The 19,518-nt window shown below is 73.4% G+C and carries 18 protein-coding genes; 4 read left to right on the forward strand and 14 right to left on the reverse strand.

All coding sequences use genetic code 11. The features are described from left to right. Position 1: 1 nt before the first annotated feature. The 8 genes from pdxT to pgsA all read right to left on the reverse strand — a co-directional run bounded on the left by pdxT (position 2) and on the right by pgsA (position 6,912). A complete protein-coding gene (pdxT, locus tag ACH01S_RS22140; RefSeq protein ID WP_067894432.1) occupies positions 2-619 on the reverse strand; it encodes a pyridoxal 5'-phosphate synthase glutaminase subunit PdxT in 618 nt (205 codons plus the stop codon). Positions 620-737: 118 nt separating this feature from the next. Beyond that, positions 738-1,352: a DUF6928 family protein gene (locus ACH01S_RS22145; protein ID WP_067894435.1), complete on the reverse strand. Its 615-nt coding sequence runs from the start codon at positions 1,350-1,352 to the stop codon at positions 738-740. Between the two features lie 112 nt (positions 1,353-1,464). After that, complete coding sequence (pdxS, locus tag ACH01S_RS22150; protein ID WP_067894438.1) at positions 1,465-2,388, reverse strand: pyridoxal 5'-phosphate synthase lyase subunit PdxS; 924 nt, start codon at positions 2,386-2,388, stop codon at positions 1,465-1,467. Between the two features lie 92 nt (positions 2,389-2,480). Beyond that, the gene (locus ACH01S_RS22155; protein WP_083980982.1) at positions 2,481-3,518 is read right to left on the reverse strand and encodes a DUF3048 domain-containing protein; all 1,038 of its coding nucleotides are present in this window, start codon (positions 3,516-3,518) and stop codon (positions 2,481-2,483) included. A gap of 103 nt (positions 3,519-3,621) precedes the next feature. Next, on the reverse strand, positions 3,622-4,164 hold the full coding sequence (locus ACH01S_RS22160; RefSeq protein WP_083980983.1) for a LemA family protein: 543 nt from the start codon (positions 4,162-4,164) through the stop codon (positions 3,622-3,624). Positions 4,165-4,167: 3 nt separating this feature from the next. Beyond that, the gene (locus ACH01S_RS22165; protein WP_067894441.1) at positions 4,168-5,337 is read right to left on the reverse strand and encodes a glycosyltransferase family 4 protein; all 1,170 of its coding nucleotides are present in this window, start codon (positions 5,335-5,337) and stop codon (positions 4,168-4,170) included. Between the two features lie 4 nt (positions 5,338-5,341). Next, positions 5,342-6,277 (reverse strand): phosphatidylinositol mannoside acyltransferase, encoded by a 936-nt coding sequence (locus tag ACH01S_RS22170; protein ID WP_148344816.1) that lies wholly within the window; start codon positions 6,275-6,277, stop codon positions 5,342-5,344. Next, on the reverse strand, positions 6,274-6,912 hold the full coding sequence (gene pgsA / locus ACH01S_RS22175) for a phosphatidylinositol phosphate synthase (protein ID WP_067894442.1): 639 nt from the start codon (positions 6,910-6,912) through the stop codon (positions 6,274-6,276). Before pgsA ends, ACH01S_RS22170 begins: the two co-directional genes overlap by 4 nt. Before the next feature lie 369 nt (positions 6,913-7,281). Between pgsA and ACH01S_RS22180 the strand changes: the two genes are divergently transcribed. Continuing rightward, positions 7,282-9,447 carry an elongation factor G-like protein EF-G2 gene (locus ACH01S_RS22180; RefSeq protein ID WP_067894445.1) on the forward strand — a complete coding sequence of 722 codons (2,166 nt, stop codon included), beginning with the start codon at positions 7,282-7,284 and terminating at the stop codon, positions 9,445-9,447. A gap of 144 nt (positions 9,448-9,591) precedes the next feature. Next, the gene (locus ACH01S_RS22185) at positions 9,592-10,434 is read left to right on the forward strand and encodes a polysaccharide deacetylase family protein (protein WP_067894448.1); all 843 of its coding nucleotides are present in this window, start codon (positions 9,592-9,594) and stop codon (positions 10,432-10,434) included. Between the two features lie 643 nt (positions 10,435-11,077). Here ACH01S_RS22185 and ACH01S_RS22190 read toward each other — a convergent pair. Further along, complete coding sequence (locus ACH01S_RS22190; RefSeq protein ID WP_067894451.1) at positions 11,078-11,494, reverse strand: thiol-disulfide oxidoreductase DCC family protein; 417 nt, start codon at positions 11,492-11,494, stop codon at positions 11,078-11,080. Beyond that, complete coding sequence (locus ACH01S_RS22195; protein ID WP_370671581.1) at positions 11,491-12,111, reverse strand: HIT family protein; 621 nt, start codon at positions 12,109-12,111, stop codon at positions 11,491-11,493. Before ACH01S_RS22195 ends, ACH01S_RS22190 begins: the two co-directional genes overlap by 4 nt. A gap of 190 nt (positions 12,112-12,301) precedes the next feature. Here ACH01S_RS22195 and ACH01S_RS45435 point away from each other — a divergent pair, with 190 nt between their 5' ends. Beyond that, complete coding sequence (locus ACH01S_RS45435; protein ID WP_218010351.1) at positions 12,302-13,024, forward strand: Asp23/Gls24 family envelope stress response protein; 723 nt, start codon at positions 12,302-12,304, stop codon at positions 13,022-13,024. On the opposite strand, the gene ACH01S_RS22205 is transcribed toward ACH01S_RS45435, so the two are convergent. The 4 genes from ACH01S_RS22205 to ACH01S_RS22220 form a co-directional block, all read right to left on the reverse strand. Further along, the gene (locus ACH01S_RS22205; RefSeq protein WP_067894453.1) at positions 13,003-13,596 is read right to left on the reverse strand and encodes a hypothetical protein; all 594 of its coding nucleotides are present in this window, start codon (positions 13,594-13,596) and stop codon (positions 13,003-13,005) included. The genes ACH01S_RS45435 and ACH01S_RS22205 overlap by 22 nt on opposite strands. 36 nt (positions 13,597-13,632) lie before the next feature. Next, positions 13,633-15,609, reverse strand: a complete 1,977-nt coding sequence (gene thrS / locus ACH01S_RS22210; protein WP_067894458.1) for a threonine--tRNA ligase — start codon at positions 15,607-15,609, stop codon at positions 13,633-13,635. 295 nt (positions 15,610-15,904) lie between these two features. Further along, entirely contained in the window at positions 15,905-17,365 is a 1,461-nt protein-coding gene (locus ACH01S_RS22215; RefSeq protein ID WP_067894460.1) for a sugar porter family MFS transporter, read from the reverse strand. Between the two features lie 87 nt (positions 17,366-17,452). After that, positions 17,453-18,085: a class I SAM-dependent methyltransferase gene (locus ACH01S_RS22220; RefSeq protein ID WP_067894461.1), complete on the reverse strand. Its 633-nt coding sequence runs from the start codon at positions 18,083-18,085 to the stop codon at positions 17,453-17,455. 148 nt (positions 18,086-18,233) lie between these two features. Here ACH01S_RS22220 and ACH01S_RS22225 point away from each other — a divergent pair, with 148 nt between their 5' ends. Continuing rightward, positions 18,234-19,505 (forward strand): ATP-binding protein, encoded by a 1,272-nt coding sequence (locus tag ACH01S_RS22225; protein ID WP_083980985.1) that lies wholly within the window; start codon positions 18,234-18,236, stop codon positions 19,503-19,505. The last annotated feature ends 13 nt before the right edge of the window (positions 19,506-19,518 follow it).

A 19,518-nucleotide genomic window follows, 5' to 3' on the forward strand; every position in this document is an offset into this window, starting at 1 on the left:
GTCATTCCTCCTCTGTCGCCCGGCGCACCAGATCGGCGAAGTAGTGGTGCACGCGGTAGTCGCCTGTCAACTCCGGATGGAACGCGGTCGCGATGAGGCGCCCCTGGCGGACGGCGACGATCCTACCGGCGCTCGGACCGCTCTCGGTGCGTCCGAGTACCTCCACGGCGTCGCCGACCGACTCGACCCACGGCGCGCGGATGAAGACGGCGTGGTAGGGCTCGTCCCCCATGCCGGTCAGCTCGACGGCGGACTCGAACGAGTCGACCTGGCGGCCGAACGCGTTCCGGCGCACGGTCATGTCGATCCCGCCGACGGTCTCCTGGCCCGCGACGCCGTCCCGGATGCGGTCCGCGAGCATGATCATCCCGGCGCAGGAGCCGTACGCGGGCAGGCCCGCCTCGATCCGCTTGCGCAGCGGTTCGAGCAGCTCGAAGGAGCGCGCGAGGCGCCACATGGTGGTGGACTCCCCGCCCGGCAGGACGATCCCGTCGACGCGTTCCAGCTCCTCGGGCCGGCGCACGCCGAGGGCGCGCGCGCCCGCCGCCTCCAGCGCGCGCGTGTGCTCGCGCACGTCGCCTTGCAGGGCGAGGACACCGATCGTGGGCACAGCGGTCACGTCGAACCTTCCCGGGGTCGTGGAGATCGTCCAACCTTAGACGTTCCGTACGGACGTTCCGTACAACGTTCCACGACACGGCGGCTCTTCCCGCCGCCCGTCCCGCCGCCCGCGCGCCTCAGGCGTGCTTGAAGCGGCGGAGCGGCAGTTCGAGCGGGAGGAAGCCGTCCTTGCCGCGGTCGGCGATGCCGCGTCCGAACATGTGCTCCTCGGCGAGCGCGAGCCCGAACTCCTCCGGGTCGAACGGCAGCGGGACGTCGGGCGCGCCCGCGTCGATCGCCCGCCAGAACGGGCGCTCGGCGGGCAGCCGCTCGCCCTGGTCGACGACGACGCCGTCCTCGGCCGTGACGAACACGTCCCGGCGCAGCTCGCCGGACTCGTACCAGCGGAACCAGCAGCCGCGGATCACGGTGTGCAGGACGAGCACGCCGCAGCGCGACCCGGGCAGCGCGGCGGCCGCCGTGTCGGCGATGCGGCGGGCGTCGTCGTCGAGGCAGAACAGCCGCCGGTCGCACAGCAGCAGCGCCCGCTCGAACGCGCCGACGAACAGCTCGTCCTCGTACGGCCAGAGCGCGAAGTCGAGGACGGTGTCGCCGGTCTCCGTCAGCGTGTCCGCCGGGTACAGGCCGCGCGCGATCGCGGCGGCGGCGTCCGGATCGGGCACGAGGCCCGGCCGGAACACCTCGGTGGGTTCACCCGCGCTCGCGCACGCCAGCGCGACCGACCAAGCCATGCTCAACCCCTCCCGCGGCCGGGCACCGCCCGAGGAGCCGCGCTCCTCACCGGCCGCGCCGCCAGCGTAAACCCTGTCAGGGGCCGGTGTGGAGAGGGGTCCCCCGATCCGGTTACCAGCCGCGGCCCGCGAACTTCTGGTCGTCGCCGAGGGAGGCCACGTTGATCCCGACCATGGCCTCGCCGAGCCCGCGCGACACCTTGGCGATCACCCCGGGGTCGTCGTGGAAGGTGGTGGCCTTCACGATCGCCTCGGCGCGCTGGGCCGGGTTGCCGGACTTGAAGATGCCGGAGCCGACGAAGACGCCCTCCGCGCCGAGCTGCATCATCATGGCGGCGTCGGCGGGCGTCGCGATGCCGCCGGCGGTGAACAGCACCACGGGCAGCTTCCCGGCCTCGGCGACCTCCTTGACCAGCTCGTAGGGGGCCTGGAGCTCCTTCGCCGCGACGTAGAGCTCGTCCTCCGGCAGGTTCTGCAGCCGCCGGATCTCCGCGCGGATCTTGCGCATGTGCGTGGTGGCGTTGGAGACGTCGCCGGTGCCCGCCTCGCCCTTGGAGCGGATCATCGCCGCGCCCTCGGTGATGCGGCGCAGGGCCTCGCCGAGGTTGGTGGCGCCGCACACGAACGGGACGGTGAACGCCCACTTGTCGATGTGGTTCTCGTAGTCGGCCGGGGTGAGCACCTCGGACTCGTCGACGTAGTCGACGCCGAGCGCCTGCAGCACCTGGGCCTCGACGAAGTGGCCGATGCGGGCCTTCGCCATCACCGGGATGGACACCGCGGCGATGATCCCGTCGATCATGTCGGGGTCGCTCATCCGGGAGATGCCGCCCTCGGCGCGGATGTCGGCGGGCACCCGCTCCAGGGCCATCACGGCGACCGCGCCCGCGTCTTCGGCGATCTTGGCCTGCTCGGGCGTGACGACGTCCATGATCACGCCGCCCTTGAGCATCTCCGCCATGCCGCGCTTGACGCGGGCGGTCCCGGTCTCGGGCGCGGCGTTCTCAGGGACGGGAGTGGAAGTGGACACGGGCATTCCTCACTGCACGGACGATAAGTCCCTTCCATGGTATTGCCTGCTCGTCCGGCGTCTCGACCCGCATTGTGTCAGCGCGCGCGGCGCGGCGGTTACGGGATGTACGGTTTCCCGTCGTTGACGAGCACGACCCAGACCTGCCCGGGGGCGAAGTTCATGGGCGCTCCGTCAGCCGTGGTGTAGGTCGTCCCCTGGCTCTCGGACGGGCGCGACCACTTGGCGCTGAACGCCTTGCCGTCCCGCAGGACGACGGCCCGTCCCGTCCCGGTGGTGTGGATCAGGGGCGTGTAGCTGCCGAGGAAGTCGTGGAACTTCGACCGGGTCGTCTTGGCGTACTGGACGACGACCGTCCGTCCGCCGAGGACGCCGCCCTCGGCGGCGACGTCGGGCCGCCCGCCCCAGCTCGCGAGCCACCGCCTCTGCTTGGCCGACCAGGTGAACCCCATCGTCGCGGCGGGCCACCGCGCCGTGAAGGACCTGACGCGCCTGCCGCCCGCTGGGGCGTCCCCGAAGCGGAAGCCGATGTCGCGCGGCTTGGCGGCCTTCGGCGCCCGCTTCAGCAGGTCCCTCGGGTCGGCGTAGAGGTTGTAGGGGATGCGCCGCGCCCCCGAACGGAAGTACGCGGCGCCCGCCGACTCCTGGGACAGGTCGTACAGCGGCGCCTTGCGCACGTACTTCTTCATCTTGCTCTGGACGCCGGAGAACGCGAAGGCGGGGCGTCCGAACTGCGGCAGGATGTGCAGGTCGGAGATCCGGGCGCTGCGGACCGGTCCAACCCGCTTCGGCAGCCGGGACGAGAACACCGCCATCAGCCGCGTCTCACCGCCCTCGACCTGCTCGACGTACACGATGTCGGCGGCCGACACCCCGCTCTGCGGCAGCGCCGGGCGCGTGTTCTCGACCTTGACCGCGAGGACGGGGTTGGCCAGCCCCTTCGTGCCTCCGTTGAAGGGGTGCGTCGCGGGGGCCGGCGTCGGGCTCTCGCTGGGCGCGCCCGTGCTGCTCGGCGGCGCCGCGGACTTCGGGCCGCCCGAGTCGGAGCAGGCGGACAGCGCGGCGGCGCCGAGCGCGAGCAGGCCGAACCACACGGCCCCCCGGCCCCTGACGGTGCTGTCCCAGACGGATCGCACGATCTGCCCCTCCCTTGTCCGGTCGCCCAGAGAGTCCTAGAGGGTAGCGAACGCCCGGATGCGCCCGTCCCCGTCCGCGGTACGGGCCGGCCCCGCGGCGGGATCACGCCCCGGGCGGGTCGTCGTCGATCTCGAAGAAGTCGGGCAGCGGGGCGCGCCCGGCGAGCGGCAGCACCCGGATCAGCGGCTTGCGGCGCGCGGCCCGCGCCTGCCGGACGGCGTCGTTGTAGAACCGGCGGGCATAGGCGACCCGCGCGGCGGACGAGGTCAGCTCCTCCAGCACCGCCTCCCCGTCGCCGGCGGCCCCGGCGGTGAGCGCGCCGACGAAGTCGGGCTGGTCGACGACCGCGCGCAGCGCCCGGGACAGGTCGCTCTCGGCGAACTCGCGGTTGTCGGCGTCTGCGGTGCGGGCCTCGTGCGCGGCGGTCGCGAGGACGAGGCTGGCGGCCGGGTCGAGGAGCCGGGACGCGGCGAGCTCCAGCGCGGCGGCGGCGCGCCGGACGAGCGCGGCGTCCAGCGCGGCGCGGGCCGTCTCGACGCGGACGTGCAGCCGGTCGAGCCGGGTGGCGCGCCACGACACGTACACGCCGACCAGGAACACGACGGCGAACCAGAACAGGACGTCGATGATCCAGTCGTAGGACACGGGTCAGGCCCCGAGGCCGGATTCGACGACGGGGGCGCCCGCGCCGGCGAGCGTGACCGTCTCGTACACGCGCAGCACGTCCCTCGCCACGGCGGACCAGTCGTAGGCGCGGACGGCGGCGCGGGCCTCCGCCGACAGCCGCTTGCGGCGCGCCGGGTCGTCCAGCAGCTCGCCGGCCGCCGCCGCGAGGGCCGCGTGGTCGCCCGCCGGGAAAAGCGCCCCGGCCCGGCCGCCGAGCAGGACCCGGTCGAACGCCTCGATGTCGCTGGCGAGGATCGGCGCGCCCGCCGACATCGCCTCGGCGAGGACGATCCCGAAGCTCTCCCCGCCGAGGTTCGGCGCGACGAACACGTCCACCGAGTGGTAGGCGCGGACCTTGTCGGCCTCGCTGACCAGGCCGAGCACGACGACCCGGTCGCGCAGCCCCGGCGGGACGCGCGAGAGCGCGTCGTCCGCGTCGCCGGGCCCGGCGATCAGCAGCCGCAGGCCGGGCCGCGCCGGCGCGAGTATCTCGAAGGCGCGCAGCAGCACGTCCAGGCCCTTGCGGGGCTCGTCGATCCGGCCGAGGAAGCCGAGCGCCGCCGGGTCGTCCGGGCCGCGCGGGACGTCCGCGCGGCCGGGCCAGCCGGGCAGCGGGGCCGCGACCGCGTACCGCTCGGTCGCGACGCCGTTCGGGATCAGCACGGCGTCGCCGCCGAGGTGCTCGACGAGGCTGGTCCGGGCGGCCTCCGACACCGCGATCCGGCCGGTGATCTTCTCCAGCGCGCTCTGCAGGATCGGCGACATCACCGACAGCGCCCGCGACCGCTCGTAGGACGCGTGGAAGGTGCCGACGATCGGCCCGTCGGCCGCCCAGCAGGCGAGCAGGCCGAGCGACGGCGCGGTCGGCTCGTGGACGTGCAGGACGTCGAACCCGCCCTCGCGGATCCAGCGCCGGACTCGGCCCGCCGACCGGAACCCGAACGCCAGCCGCGCCACCGACCCGTTGTAGGGCACGGGCACGGCGCGCCCGGCGGACGTCACGTAGGGCGGCAGCCGCGCGCCGTCGTCCGCCGGGGTGATCACCGACACCCGGTGGCCGAGCGCGACCAGCGCCTCGGCGAGGTCGCCGATGTGCTGCTGGACGCCGCCCGGCACATTCCACGTGTACGGGCAGACGATGCCGACCTTCATCGCCTCAGCGGTCCTCGTCCGCGAGGTCGTCCACCCAGACCTTCTGCAGCATGTGCCAGTCCTCGGGGTGGGCGGCGATGCCCGCCTCGAAGACCCGCGCGAGCCCCTGCGTCATCGCCTGGATCTTCTCCTGCCTGCCGCCGCCGTCCGGCACCGGGATCTCGTCGTGGACGCGCGCGGCCCAGTACTCCCCCTCGTACCAGAGTGTCACGGGGATGAGGGCGGCGCCGGTCTGGACGGCCAGCGCGGCGGCCACGGCGGGCATCCGCGCGGTGGCGCCGAAGAACTCGACGTCGATGCCGCTCGCGGTGAGGTCGCGGTCGACGACGAGGCACACCGGGCGGCCCGCGCGGAGCCGCTGCGCCATGCGCCCGTAGGCGGACGCCCCCCGGTGCGCGAGCACCTCCATGCCGAGCCCCTCGCGGAACTCGACGAACCGGTCGAACAGCGACTCGGGCCGCAGCCGCTCGGCGACCGTGGTGAACGGGTACCCGCTGTGCACCAGCCACGCGCCCGCGTGCTCGTAGTTGCCCATGTGCGGCAGCGCGAGGATCACGCCGCGCCCGGAGTCGAGCGTGGTGAAGATCTTCTGCTCGCCGGTGACCCGCATCCGGCCGAGGATCCGCTCCCGGTCGTACTCGGGCAGCCGGAACACCTCCAGCCAGTAGCGGAAGTAGGACCGCAGCACCTTCTTGCTGAGGACGCGGACCTCGTCGTCGACGGCGTCCTTGCCGAGGACGCGGCACAGGTTCTTCTCCAGTTGCCGCACCCCGGAGCCGCAGCGGTGCCAGGTGCGGTCGGCGAGCGCGGCGAACGCGAGCCTGGCCGCCGTCTCCGGCATCTTCCGCACGACCGTCCAGCCGACCGCGTAGGCGGCGTCGGCCACCTCGTCGCGCAGCGACGGACCGGTCCCGCGCGACGGCGGCCGGGCCGGGGTCATGGGTGCGGCTCCGGCTCCCGCGCCGCCGCCGCGGCGGCCGCGGCGCGCGCCTGCGCGTACACGGTGGCGAACCGCTGCCCGACCGTGACGGTGCTGAGCCCGGCGAGCACCCACAGCGCGACCGCGAGGATGTAGGGGACGCCGAGCCCGTCGAACCCGGCGGCGACGAGCGCGACGATCAGCCGCTCGGCGCGTTCCGCGATGCCCACGTTGCAGGTGTACCCGAGGCCCTCGGCGCGGGCCTTGGCGTAGGACACCACGACCCCGGAGACCAGGCAGTACAGGGCGACGCCGGCGAGCAGGTCCTGGTCGTCGCGGTACAGGCCGATCATCAGGCCGGAGAAGATCGCGGCGTCGGCCACCCGGTCCATCGTGGAGTCGAGGAACGCGCCGAACTTGGAGATCTTCCCGGTGACGCGGGCGACGGCGCCGTCCAGCATGTCGAACAGGACGAACGCGGTGATGACCATCGTGCCCCAGAAGAACTCGCCGCGCGGGAACAGCACGAGCGCGCCGGCGGCGACGCCGAGCGTCCCGACGACGGTGATGGCGTTGGGCGAGAGCCCGCTCCGCGCGACCGCGTTTCCGACGGGGGTGAGGACGCGTTCAAGCGCGGGCCTGATGTTGTTGAGCATCGCCGTCCGATCTCGTTCTTCGCTGGGGGCGTCGGCCGCGTGACGTCGCGGTCCGCCGCGGCGCGCCCATCGTAGTGCGGAGGCGGGCCCGCGGCGTGCGGAGGCGGAGCGCCGGGGCGGGGCCCGCGTCCGGGGACGGTTTGCCGCGCCCCGGCGCGGACAGATCACAGTTGATTGCCGTCCACCCCTTGTGATCCCGCCCGTCACGGGAAAAGGTGGTGGTACGGGTGTGACGTCGGTCACGCACGTTGGACGAGGTCGGACGCCGCACTCGGACGTCAGGGCCGGGCCCCCGCGCCGGGGCCGGGCCGGTACCGCACGCGGGCCTGCCCGCGCGACACGCGCGGAGACCCGTCCGAGGAGGTAGTCATGGCGGACAAGGGAGGCCACCCGGGAGCCCCCGGCAGGGCACCGGAGGCCGGCGGGTGCGACAAGGTGCGCAACGTCGCGTTGGTCGGCCATTCGGGCGCCGGGAAGACGACACTCGTCGAGGCGCTGCTCGCCGCGACGGGCACGCTGCAGCGCGCGGGCAGGGTCGAGGACGGCACCACCGTCAGCGACTACGACGAGGTCGAGGTGCGCCAGCAGCGCTCGGTCAACCTCGCGCTCGCCCCGTTCGACTACGGCGGCGTCAAGATCAATCTCATCGACACCCCCGGCTACGCCGACTTCGTCGGCGACCTGCGGGCCGGGCTGCGCGGCGCGGACGCCGCGCTCTTCGTGATCTCGGCGGTGGACGGCATCGACGGGCTCAGCCGGATGCTGTGGGAGGAGTGCGCGGCGGTCGGGATGCCCCGCGCGGTCGTCATCACGAAGATCGACCAGCAGCGCGGCGACTTCGACGACGTCGTCATGAGCTGCCAGGACGTCTTCGGCGAGGGCGTCGCCCCGCTGTACTTCCCGGTCGGCTCGGGGGACGGGCCGACCGGCCTGATCGGCCTGCTGACGCAGCGCTGCCTCGACTACGCGACCGGGACGCGCACCGAGTGCGACCCCGATCCGGAGTACCTCGACCAGATCGCCGAGCAGCGCGCGTCGCTGATCGAGGGGATCATCCAGGAGAGCGAGGACGAGTCGCTCATGGACAGGTACCTGTCCGGTGAGGACATCGACGTCAAGGCGCTCATCGAGGACCTGGAGACCGCGGTGGCGCGCGGCAGCTTCTACCCCGTCCTCGCCACGTCCGTCCCGCACGGCGACCACCCCGGCCCGGTGATCGGCATGCAGGAGCTGCTGGAGGTCATCAGCCAGGCGTTCCCCTCCCCCCTCGAACACGGCATCCCGTCGGTGACCCCGGTGAAGGGCGGCCCCGCCAGGGAGGTGGCGTGCGACCCGGACGGGCCGCTCGTCGCCGAGGTGATCAAGACGACGTCCGACCCGTACGTGGGGCGGATCTCGCTCGTCAGGGTCTTCTCCGGGACGCTGCGCCCGGACACCACCGTGCACGTCTCCGGGCACGGCATGGCGGACCGCGGCCACGAGGACCACGACGTCGACGAGCGGGTCGGCGCGCTCACCTCCCCGCTCGGCAAGACGCAGCGGACGGCGTCGTCGTGCATCGCGGGCGACATCTGCGCGGTCGCGAAGCTCAGCCGCGCCGAGACGGGCGACACGCTGTCCGATCCCGGCTCCCCGATGGTGATGGCGCCCTGGTCGATGCCCGACCCGCTGCTGCCGGTGGCGATCCGGGCCAAGTCCAAGGCCGACGAGGACAAGCTCAGCCAGGCGCTCGGCCGCCTCGTCGCGGAGGACCCGACGCTCCGGCTTGAGAACAACTCCGAGACGCGCCAGCTCGTCCTGTGGTGCATGGGCGAGGCGCACGCCGACGTCCTGATCGACCGGCTGCGGTCCCGGTACGGGGTCGAGGTCGAGCGGATCGACCTGCGGGTGCCGCTGCGCGAGACGTTCGGCGGGACGGCGAAGGGCCTCGGCCGGCACGTCAAGCAGAGCGGCGGGCACGGCCAGTACGGGATCTGCCACATCGACGTGGAGCCGCTCCCGTCCGGCGAGGGGTTCGAGTTCGTCGACAAGATCGTCGGCGGCGTGGTCCCCCGCCAGTTCATCCCCTCGGTGGAGAAGGGCGTCCGGCAGCAGATGGCGCGCGGCGTGTCCGCCGGGTATCCGCTCGTCGACATCAAGGTCACCCTGCACGACGGCAAGGCCCACTCGGTGGACTCGTCCGACATGGCGTTCCAGGCCGCCGGGGCGCTCGCGCTGAAGGACGCGGCGGGCCAGGTGCCGATCCTGCTCCTGGAACCGGTGGACGAGGTCGACGTGCTGGTCGCCGACGACTACGTGGGCGCGATCATGTCCGACCTGTCGTCGCGGCGCGGCCGGGTGCTCGGCTCCCAGTCGGTGCCCGGCGGCCGCACCATGATCAAGGCCGAGGTGCCGCAACTGGAGATCATCCGCTACGCCATCGACCTGCGCTCCATGTCGCAGGGAACCGGGACGTTCAGCCGGACGTTCCTCCGCTACGAACCGCTCCCCTCGCACCTCGCCGACAAGGTCGCGGCCGAGTCGAAGGACGGCTGACCCGCCCGGGCGCTCCGGCGCGGGCGAGGCCCGCGCCGGAGCGTCATCCCTAGGACTGAGCGCGCTTAGGCCCGGAGGCTGATCGACAACTCGGCCCGGAGGTTGAGGCCGGGCCCGCGGCGCCGTGGGATCCTTGTTCTCGCCATGAGAAAATCGGGGGACCACGACGCGCCGGGCACGCCCGCCACGCCCACGCGCCGCAAGGTCATCAAGGGTCTGGGCGTCGCCGCGAGCGGGCTGGCGCTCGGCACCGGGATCAGCGCGGCGCTGCCGCGCACGGACGACGAGGCCGCGGCGATGGCCATCCCGGAGGCCGGGCCGTGGACGCCCGCCGCCGTCCACGGCCACGTCGACGTCACCTGGTCCGTCGACACGTCGCAGAAGCTGGTCGCGCTGACGTTCGACGACGGGCCCATGCCGAAGTGGACGCCGATGGTCCACGACGTCCTCGACCAGGAGCGGGTCAAGGCGACGTTCTTCCTGGTGGGCGAGCGCCTGGTGCGCAACGCGCGGCTGGTGCACGGCCGGATGGACCGGCACGAGGCGGGCAACCACACCTGGGGCCACGCCGACCTCGCGCTGCTCGGCCATGAGGACGCCTGCCGGCAGATCCACCGGGCGCACGCGGCCATCGAGCGGATCACCGGCAAGGAGCCGAAGCACCTGCGGCCCCCCTACGGGCGGCTCGGCGGGACGACGCTGAGCGCCGCCGGGCAGTTCGGCTACAGCCTCACGCTCTGGTCGATCAAGATGTTGGAGAAGACGTACCAGCACGACCCGCCGCAGCTCGTCGACTACATCGTCGGCAACACCCGGCCGGGGACGATCGTCCTCGCCCACGACACGGGGCAGCCCGACCGGCTGGTGGCGCTGCGGAACCTCGTCCCGATGATCCGGGGGCTGCGCGCCAAGGGCTTCGAGTTCGTCACCGTGTCCGAGCTGATGGCGGCGTCGGCGCCGCCCCCGTCGGAGCAGCGCTCGTCCTGACGGGCGTTCCCGCGCGGGCCCGGCCGTACGTGCCGCGTCGCGGACGGCCGCCGGTGCGGGCCCAGGCTCGCACCGACGGCGGAACGGGACGGCCGGAAGGCGCGAATTCCGTGTCGACGGACTTCACCGGCCATTGGTGAAGGCGGCTGGTCGTCGCGGTTTCGATTACCGGCGGGCGGCGTGGCCCGCGTTCACCGCGTTTCCGCGTTCATCGGACTCAGCCTCCGCGGGGGTTTCCGAGCTGCTAGGAGCTGATCTTGCATTGAGGCTGTAGCCGCGCAGGGTTCGTGATCTTGTTGCGGGGACGCGGCGCCCGACGCCCGACGAATACCTTGCGGCCGCGGGGTTCCGGTTTCTTGTGGAAGCGGACCGTCCCGTAGGCGTTGTCGATCACCGGCGACCCACATGTTCTGATTTGTCGTCCCGGCGGTCGATCGCGGCATCAGTTTGGCAGGGGCGCGATCAGCCGATCAACTGACGGGGTTCCCATTCCGCGATTCGCGAGCCGCCGCCGTGGCCGTGGACGGCGCCGTCCAATCATGTCCACGCACTTCCAGGTGATCTCCTCCTGGATGGCCGCTGGAAATTGAAATGGAACGGACTGACCTGATGCGGTCATTTTCCGCCGCTCCGCGGTGGCGTTTCAGCGGGAGCGTTCGCGGTCCGCCGCGCCGGGACGCCGCGCGGCGGGCAGCTCGCACGCCGCCGTCCCGCCGGGCAGCCGGTGCCGGTTCTTCGAGACGGCCCGGTAGGCCGCCTCGGCGACCCAGTTCACCGGCACCGTCCGCATGACGACGCCGAGGGCGCGCCAGGCGCCGCCCGCGTCGGTCAGCAGGCGTCCGACGGCCTCGGCGCCGCCGCTGACGCGGCCCGTCCGGTCCACCCAGAGCACCTCGCGCCGGGCGCGCTCGGCGGTCGTGCCGAGCGCCTCCAGATCGGCGAACTGGAACGCGGTGAGCTCCGCCCGGTGCGGCACGTACCGCTCCAGGAACCGGACGGACGACGTGCAGAACCCGCAGTCGCCGTCGTACAGCAGCACCGGCCGCTCCCGCCGCGTCATGGCGCGGGCCAGGCGTCGGCGAGGAGCTGGCGGGTGTCGCGCAGCAGTTGCGGCAGCACCTTCGTGTGCCCGACGACCGGCATGAAGTTCGTGTCGCCGCCCCAGCGCGGGACGACGTGCTGGTGCAGGTGCGCCGCGATGCCCGCGCCCGCGACCAGGCCCAGGTTCATCCCGACGTTGAAGCCCTGCGCGCCGCTCGCCTTGCGCAGCGCGGCGAGCGCCCGCTGGGTGAAGACGGCCAGCTCCAGGTACTCGGCCTCGTCGAGGTCGGTGTAGTCGGCGACGTGCCGGTACGGGACGACCATCAGGTGCCCCGAGTTGTACGGGTAGAGGTTCAGCACCGCGAACACCGACCGGCCGCGCGCGACGACGAGGCCCTCCTCGTCGGCCATCCGCGGGATGTCGCAGAACGGGCAGCCGTCGCCGGACCCGGCCCCCGTCGGCTTGTTCTCGCCCTTGATGTAGGCCATCCGGTGCGGGGTCCACAACCGCTGGAAGTTGTCGGGCGCGCCCGCGCCGCCCCGCTCCTCCTCGAAGCGGGGCCCGCGCTCGTCCCCGGCCCCGGACGCGTCCTCGCGCCCCTGCTGCACCACGGACTCCTCCGGCTCTGCGCTCAAGGCGGCGGTCTCCTTCAGTTCACGGCCTGACCAGCAGCATAGAGAGAGACGCCCGGCGCCATGCAGCCGGGCTCCCCCGCGTGCGCGCGGGGGCGCGCGCCCGCGGGACGCGCCCGGCCGCGGCCCCCGCGTGACGCCGCGCGGGTCGCTCCGCCACGATGGTCCCCCGACCGAACCGTGGGGAGCGATCATGACCGGGCTTGAGAAGGGCTTTACCGGCGACGGCGAGCCGGGACCGGACACCGGCCCCCAGCCGTTCTTCCCCGGGCCCGCCGCCCGCCAGGGCGCGGCGCCGCGGCAGAGCGGGAGCGAGCCGTCCCCGGAGAGCGGCTCGCCCGCACCGGGCGGACCGTCCGCGCAGAGCGGGCCGTCTCCGCAGAGCGGGCCGTCCGCGCAGGGCGGGTCGGGCTCGCAGAGTGGGCCGTTGGGTGCGCCGCCCGCCGCGCCCGTGCGGCCCTTCCGGGCGCCGCTGTCCTCCGTCCCGCCGCGGGCGGGCGGGCCGGGCCGGCCGGCGCCCGAGTCCAGCGCGCTGACGTCGGGGGCGAACGCGCTGCCGATGACGCTGCAGGGGTCCTCCGGCGACATCACCGCGCCGGTCGAAGGCCGCGTCACGGTCGGCGACGAGGTCATCGGCAAGATCGCCGGGATCGCGGCGCGGGAGGTCGGCGGGATCTCGGCGCTGGTCGAGCGCCCCGGCGCGGGCGGCGTCCGGGTCGCGGTGGCGAACGAGGAGATCACGCTCGACGTCTCCGTCGCGGTCGAGTACGGCACCGTGATCCAGGACGTCGCGAAGGTCGTCCAGGCGAACGTGGCGCGGGTGACGGGGCTGATGGTCGGGATGCGGGTCGCGGCCGTCAACGTCTCGGTCGAGGACGTCCGCGTGCCGTCCGGTCACGCCGCGGCGCGCGCGTAGCACGTCTGCATCGCCACCCCCACCGACACGGTCGTGACCGTCACCCGCCGCACGAGCCGCGGCGCGACCCCCCGGAAGTGGAACGTGTGCGGGCCGCCGCCCTTCACGGTCGTCTGCTGGGACTGCGGCGCGTACCCCTGGAGGGCCAGCTCGGCCCGCACGGCCCCGCTGGAGGCGACGGCGATCGCGACGTCCACGCCGTCGCGGGCGGCGCGGTAGTAGGCCGTCCCGCGCGGGCACCAGCCGAGCGCGGACGACCCGTTCTGCTCGGGGATCTCCGGCCCGCCGCCCCCGCCGCCGTTCTGGCCGCCGGGGTAGGGCGACCCGCCGTTCCGCGGCGGGGCCGCGTTCGTCGGGTCCGGCGGGGCGCCGCCGCCCGGCGTCCCGCCGGTCGCCGGGCTGGAGGGGCTCGACGCCGCGCCCGTGGTCCCGGCGCCGCCCGCCGAGCCGTCCAGCAGCGGGAGGAGGAGGACGGCGACCGCGGCGGCCGCGAGCAGCGCCGCGCCGCCGTACCCGGCGATCCGGACCCAGAGGGCCGGGGGGCGCCGCGCCCGTCTCCTCGTCCTCCTCATCACGCCGTCCCTCTCCCACGTGCCCGGGCGGCCCGGTCAGATCTGGACGCGGGCCTCGACCGCCTTGACGATCTCCTCGACCGCGTCCGCGATCGGGACGCCGTTCTTCTGCTCGCCGCTCCGGTACCGGAACGACACGGCGTCCCCGGCCACGTCGTCGTCGCCCGCGATCAACATGTACGGGACCTTCTGCTTCTGCGCGTTGCGGATCTTCTTCTGCATCCGGTCGGACGAGGCGTCCACCTCGACCCGGATCCCGCGCTCGCGCAGCCGCTCGGCGACCTTGCGCAGGTGCGGGACGTGCCCGTCGCCGATCGGGATGCCGACCGCCTGCACCGGCGCGAGCCACGGCGGCATGGCGCCCGCATAGTGCTCCAGCAGCACGCCGAAGAACCGCTCGATGGAGCCGAACAGGGCGCGGTGCAGCATCATCGGGCGCTGCCTGCTGCCGTCCGACGCCTGGTACTCCAGGCCGAACCGCTCCGGCTGGTTCGGGTCGACCTGGATGGTGGACAGCTGCCAGGTGCGCCCGATCGCGTCCTTGGCCTGGACGGAGATCTTCGGCCCGTAGAACGCCGCGCCGCCCGGGTCGGGGACGAGGTCGAGCCCGGTGGACTCGGCGGCGTCGCGGAGCGCGGCGGTGGCCTTCTCCCACATCTCGTCCGAGCCGATGAACTTGTCGGAGTCGTCGCGGGTGGACAGCTCCAGGTAGAACTCGTTCAGCCCGTAGTCGCGCAGGAGCCCCAGGACGAAGTTCAGCAGGCGCTTGATCTCGTCGCCCATCTGCTCTTCGGTGCAGTAGATGTGCGCGTCGTCCTGGGTCATGCCGCGGACGCGGGTGAGGCCGTGCACGACGCCCGACTTCTCGTACCGGTACACCGACCCGAACTCGAACAGCCGCAGCGGCAGCTCCCGGTAGGACCGGCCGCGCGCCCGGTAGATCAGGTTGTGCATCGGGCAGTTCATCGGCTTGAGGTAGTACTCGGCCCCGTCCACCTCCATGGGCGGGAAGATGTCCTCCTTGTAGGAGCCGAGGTGCCCGGAGGTCTCGAACAGGTGGCCCTTGGTGATGTGGGGGGTGTTGACGAACTCGTACCCCTCCTCCTCGTGGCGGCGGCGGGAGTAGTCCTCCATGACCTTGCGGACGACGCCGCCCTTCGGGTGGAAGACGGCGAGGCCGCTGCCGATCTCGTTCGGGAACGAGAACAGGTCGAGCTCGGCGCCGAGGCGGCGGTGGTCGCGCTTCTCGGCCTCCTCCAGGAACTTCAGGTACTCGTCCTGCTTCTCCCTGGACTCCCACGCGGTGCCGTAGATGCGCTGAAGCTGCGGGTTCTTCTCGCTGCCCCGCCAGTACGCGCCGCCGGAGCGCATCAGCTTGAACGCCGGGATGACCCGGGTGGACGGCAGGTGCGGGCCGCGGCACAGGTCCTTCCAGCGCAGGTCGCCGGACTTGGCGTCGAGGTTGTCGTAGATGGTCAGCTCGCCGCCGCCCACCTCGACGCTCGCGCCCTCGGCCGCGTCCTCGGCGGCGCCCGCGCCCTTGAGGCCGATCAGCTCCAGCTTGTACGGCTCGGCGGACAGCTCGGCGCGGGCCTCGGCGTCGGACACCGCCCGCCGGGAGAACCGCTGCCCCTGCTTGACGATCTCGCGCATCTTCTTCTCGATGCGCTTGAGGTCGTCCGGGGTGAACGGCTCGGCGACGTCGAAGTCGTAGTAGAAGCCGTTCTCCACGGGCGGGCCGATGCCGAGCCGGGCGTCGGGGAACAGCTCCTGGACGGCCTGCGCCATCACGTGCGCCGCCGAGTGCCGCATGATCGCGCGGCCGTCGGCGGAGCCGATCTCGACCGGCTCGACGGCGTCGCCGTCGCGCAGGCCCGCCGCGAGGTCGCGCAGCTCCCCGTTGACCCGGGCGGCGATCACGGTGCGGCCGTCGGCGTCCAGCGCCTGGCCCGCGGTGGTGCCCGCCGGCACCGCCCGCTCGCCCCCGTCCAAGGTGATGCGCAGCTCGGACACGGATACTCCTCGGGGTGATGGATAGGGGTCAGCGGGTTCCGATGCTATCGACTCGGGGTGCGCCCCGGACGCATCCGGTTTCATCTGCGGCTCCTCTCGTGGTGGAGGGCCGGGCGGCGGTCCCGGACGCCGGAAAGGGCCCCGGGATCGCTCCCGGGGCCCTTCCGCGCGTGGTCTGTCGTCCCGTGGTCAGGACATGCCGTCGCGGCGCCGGGAGTGACCCGGCGTCGTCGTCTCGATCGCGTACGGCATGGCTCCACTGTAACCCAAGGGCACGCCGAGGCGCCGCCGAGCGTCAGGCGCGTGCGCGCGGGGCGGCGAGCGTGTCCATGTCCTCCAGTTCGCGGCCCTTGGTCTCGGGGACGGCCCGCATCACGAACACGAACGCGAGGAGTGAGAAGACCGTGTAGATCCCGTAGGCGAGCCCCAGGGAGAACCCCGAGACGCCCGGGAACGTCGTGGTGACCACCCAGTTGGCGAGCCACTGCGCGGCGGCGGCCACGGCGAGCGCCGACGCGCGGATGAAGTTGTTGAACATCTCGCCCAGCATCACCCACACCACCGGGCCCCACGTCGCGGCGAACGAGGCGACGAACACGTTGGCCGAGACGAGCGCGACCGGCCCGGCGAGCCCCCCGAGGTGCGGCTTGCCGTCCACGACGGGGGCGGTCGCGAAGCAGATCGTCAGCAGGCCGAGCGAGACCGCCATCCCGGCGGCGCCGCCGAGCAGCAGCGGACGCCGCCCGACCCGGTCCACCAGCGCGATCGCGACCAGCGTGAACACCACGTTCACCAGCGAGTTGATCACCGACGTGAGCATCGCGTTGTTCTCGGAGAACCCGACCGCCTGCCACAGCGACGACGAGTAGTAGAAGATCACGTTGATGCCGACGAACTGCTGGAACACCGACAGCAGGATGCCGACCCACACGATCGGCAGCAGGCCGAGCCGGGGCCCGCGCAGGTCGCCGAGCCGCACCGGGCGGTCGGTGGCGATCGAGTGCTCGATGTCGGCGATCTTGCCGTCCACGTCGCCGTGTCCCATCACCCGGGCGAGCACCCGCCGGGCGCGGGCCGTCTGGTGCTTCTTCACGAGGTAGCGCGGCGACTCGGGGATCGACGTGGCGATGAGGCCCCACAGGACGGCGGGCACGATGGCGCTGGCGAACATCCACCGCCAGGCGCCGCCGCCCCAGGGGAACGTTCCGGTGGCGCCGCCGTCCGACACGCGGGCGATCACGTAGTCGACGACGAGCGCCGCGAAGATGCCGAGGACGATCGCCATCTGCTGCAGCGAGCCGAGCCGTCCGCGCAGCGCGGCGGGCGCGATCTCGGCGATGTAGGCGGGCGCGATCACCGACGCGGCGCCGATGGCGAGGCCGCCGACCAGCCGCCAGAACGTGAGGTCCACGGGGTTGAACGCGAGCGCCGAGCCGAGCGAGCTGATCACGAACAGGGTCGAGGCGATCAGCATCACCCGGACCCGTCCGATCCGGTCGCTGATCGGCCCGGCGAACCAGGCGCCGACGGCGCAGCCGAGCAGCGCGGCGGACACGACGAACCCGACGACGAACCCGCTCAGGCCGAAGTGGTCCTTCAGCGCGTCGACCGTCCCGTTGATGACCGAGGAGTCGTAGCCGAACAGGAACCCGCCGAGCGCGGCGGCCCCGGCGAGGAGCGCGGCGGTGAAGGAGGAGTGGGACGTCCCGTCCTCGTCCCGGCCGGTCCTGCGCGTCCCGCTCTCCTGTTCGGTCATGGAGGCGGATCTTCCCCGGCGGCGGAACCTTATGCGGACGACCTTATGGGGGACTTTGCGGCGAACGCCGCGCGGCGGGGCGCGGCGTCAGTCGCGGACGGCCGTCCCGAGGACGTGCGGCGACGCCGGGTTGACCCGCGCGGGCGCCGGGAACTCGAAGCGCCGCTCGGCCCGGACGGTGAACCCGGAGCGGGCGATCCACTCGTCGGTCGGGCGGGACACGTGGCAGCCCGCGGCGAGGAACGGCCAGACCACGTCGGTGAAGCGCTGGACGCGCGTCTTGCGCGGCGTCCACCCGCGCACGTGCTCGTAGTAGCGCAGCTCGCCGCCCGGCCGCAGGGCGCGGCGCAGCTCCGCCAGCGCGCGGACGGGGTCCCGCACCGAGCACAGCACGAGCGAGGCGACCGCCACGTCGAACGAGGCGTCGTCGACGTCGAGGTCCTCGGCGACGCCGGGCCGCACCGTCACCGGGACGGGCGCCTCCGCCGCCGCGCGCCCCGCCATGGCGCGCAGCCGCGGCTCCGGCTCGATCGCGACGACCTCGGTGACCTCGGGCGGGTAGTGCGCGAAGTTGGCCCCGTATCCGGCGCCCACCTCCAGCACCCGGCCGGACGCGCCCGCGAGCAGCTCGGCGCGGTGCGCGTCGCCGCCCGCCTTGGCGCATCCGGCGTCGAGCCGCGGATAGAGCCGGGCGAAGATCGGATGGCTGAGATCGCTCATTCCCGCAGTCTCCGTCCGCCCGCCCGGGACCGCAAGATCACCGGAGCCCCGGCGAGCCGCGGGCCAGCGCTGATACCAGGGGGGCGGGACGGATCTCCCTCCCCGGGGGCAGGCCGGACCGGCGCGCCGCGCTCTAGGCTCGACGCAAATGAACGAGACAGACCGCCGCCCCGGCGCGGACGGCGCCGCGCCCGGGGTCCGGCCCCGGCTGGTCGCCGGTGTCCGCGCCGCCCTCGTGCCCGGCCGGGACGACCCGGCGGTCACGCTGCTGCCCGAGCCCCTCGCCCTGCGCATCCCGCTCATCGCGCTGCTCTTCGCGCTGACGGTCGGCTTCACCGCCGGGTCCATCGCCATCGCGATCGCGGGCTACCACCTGCAACCGGGGCTCGCCTGGCCGCTCGGCGTCCTGCAGGCCACGCCGCTGATCTTCGCGGCGCGCTGGCCGCTCGCCGCCTGGCGGGTCGCGGCGGCCGGGATGTTCCTCACGGTCCTCGCCCGGCACGGGGAGGGCTTCATGCCCTGGCCGGTCACGGCGATCCTCGCCATGATCGTGATCCTGTTCTTCACCGGGGTGGGCGCCGACCGGCAGACCGCGGTCGGCGTCGGCGCGGTGATGATCGCCGGGGTGCTGCTGCCCGCCGTGGTGGCCGGGATGCCCGGCTGGTTCGGGATGATCCTCGCCGGGATCGCGGCGGTCGCGCTGACGTTCGGCGACGCGGTGGGCGGCCGGCACTCCGCGATGGAGGAGCTGCGCAGGCGCGAGGAGCAGCACCGGCAGGACCTCCGCCGCCAGGCCGTGCTGGAGGAGCGCGCCCGCATCGCCCGGGAGCTGCACGACGTGGTGGCGCACCACATGTCGGTGATCGCGATGCAGGCGGAGGCCGCCCCGTACAAGATCCCCGACCTGCCGGACGCGGCCCGGCAGACGTTCGGCGTGGTCCGGGACGCGGCGCGCGAGGCGCTCACCGAGACCCGCCGCGTCGTCGGCCTGCTCCGCAGCGACGACGAGGGCGCCGAGCGGGCACCGCAGCCCGGTCTGGAGCGGCTGGACGACCTGGTCTCCGCCGCGCGCCGGTCCGGGCTGTCGGTGGCGACGGTCGTGGTCGGGATGCCGCGTCCGCTGACCACGGGCGTCGACCTGTCGGCGTACCGGATCGTCCAGGAGTCGCTGAGCAACGCGTCCCGGTACGCGCCGGGCGCGCGCGTGCACGTCGAAGTGAAGTACGGCGCCGAGTCGCTGACGGTGTCGGTCGCCGACGACGGGCCGCGCAGCACACCGGAGCAGGCGCAGGGCGGCGGGCACGGGCTCGTCGGGATGCGCGAGCGGGTGACGATGCTCGGCGGCACCCTGGACGCGGGCCCCCGCGACGACGCCGGCTGGTCCGTCGTCGCCGAACTCCCCTACGGCGACCCGGACTGATCTTCAGGGGCCA

The sequence above is a fragment of the Actinomadura chibensis NBRC 106107 genome (assembly GCF_001552135.1).
GTDB classification, from domain to species: Bacteria; Actinomycetota; Actinomycetes; order Streptosporangiales; family Streptosporangiaceae; genus Spirillospora; species Spirillospora chibensis.

Coding starts and splice junctions, on each gene's coding strand:
- pdxS (WP_067894438.1), bottom strand. CDS start 2,388: ATGCCCGTGTCCACTTCCACTCCCGTCCCTGAGAACGCCGCGCCCGAG.
- pgsA (WP_067894442.1), bottom strand. CDS start 6,912: ATGCTCAACAACATCAGGCCCGCGCTTGAACGCGTCCTCACCCCCGTC.
- ACH01S_RS22145 (WP_067894435.1), bottom strand. CDS start 1,352: ATGGCTTGGTCGGTCGCGCTGGCGTGCGCGAGCGCGGGTGAACCCACC.
- ACH01S_RS22205 (WP_067894453.1), bottom strand. CDS start 13,596: ATGAGGAGGACGAGGAGACGGGCGCGGCGCCCCCCGGCCCTCTGGGTC.
- ACH01S_RS45435 (WP_218010351.1), top strand. CDS start 12,302: ATGACCGGGCTTGAGAAGGGCTTTACCGGCGACGGCGAGCCGGGACCG.
- ACH01S_RS22220 (WP_067894461.1), bottom strand. CDS start 18,085: ATGAGCGATCTCAGCCATCCGATCTTCGCCCGGCTCTATCCGCGGCTC.
- ACH01S_RS22180 (WP_067894445.1), top strand. CDS start 7,282: ATGGCGGACAAGGGAGGCCACCCGGGAGCCCCCGGCAGGGCACCGGAG.
- ACH01S_RS22215 (WP_067894460.1), bottom strand. CDS start 17,365: ATGACCGAACAGGAGAGCGGGACGCGCAGGACCGGCCGGGACGAGGAC.
- ACH01S_RS22225 (WP_083980985.1), top strand. CDS start 18,234: ATGAACGAGACAGACCGCCGCCCCGGCGCGGACGGCGCCGCGCCCGGG.
- ACH01S_RS22185 (WP_067894448.1), top strand. CDS start 9,592: ATGAGAAAATCGGGGGACCACGACGCGCCGGGCACGCCCGCCACGCCC.
- ACH01S_RS22165 (WP_067894441.1), bottom strand. CDS start 5,337: ATGAAGGTCGGCATCGTCTGCCCGTACACGTGGAATGTGCCGGGCGGC.
- ACH01S_RS22190 (WP_067894451.1), bottom strand. CDS start 11,494: ATGACGCGGCGGGAGCGGCCGGTGCTGCTGTACGACGGCGACTGCGGG.
- ACH01S_RS22170 (WP_148344816.1), bottom strand. CDS start 6,277: ATGACCCCGGCCCGGCCGCCGTCGCGCGGGACCGGTCCGTCGCTGCGC.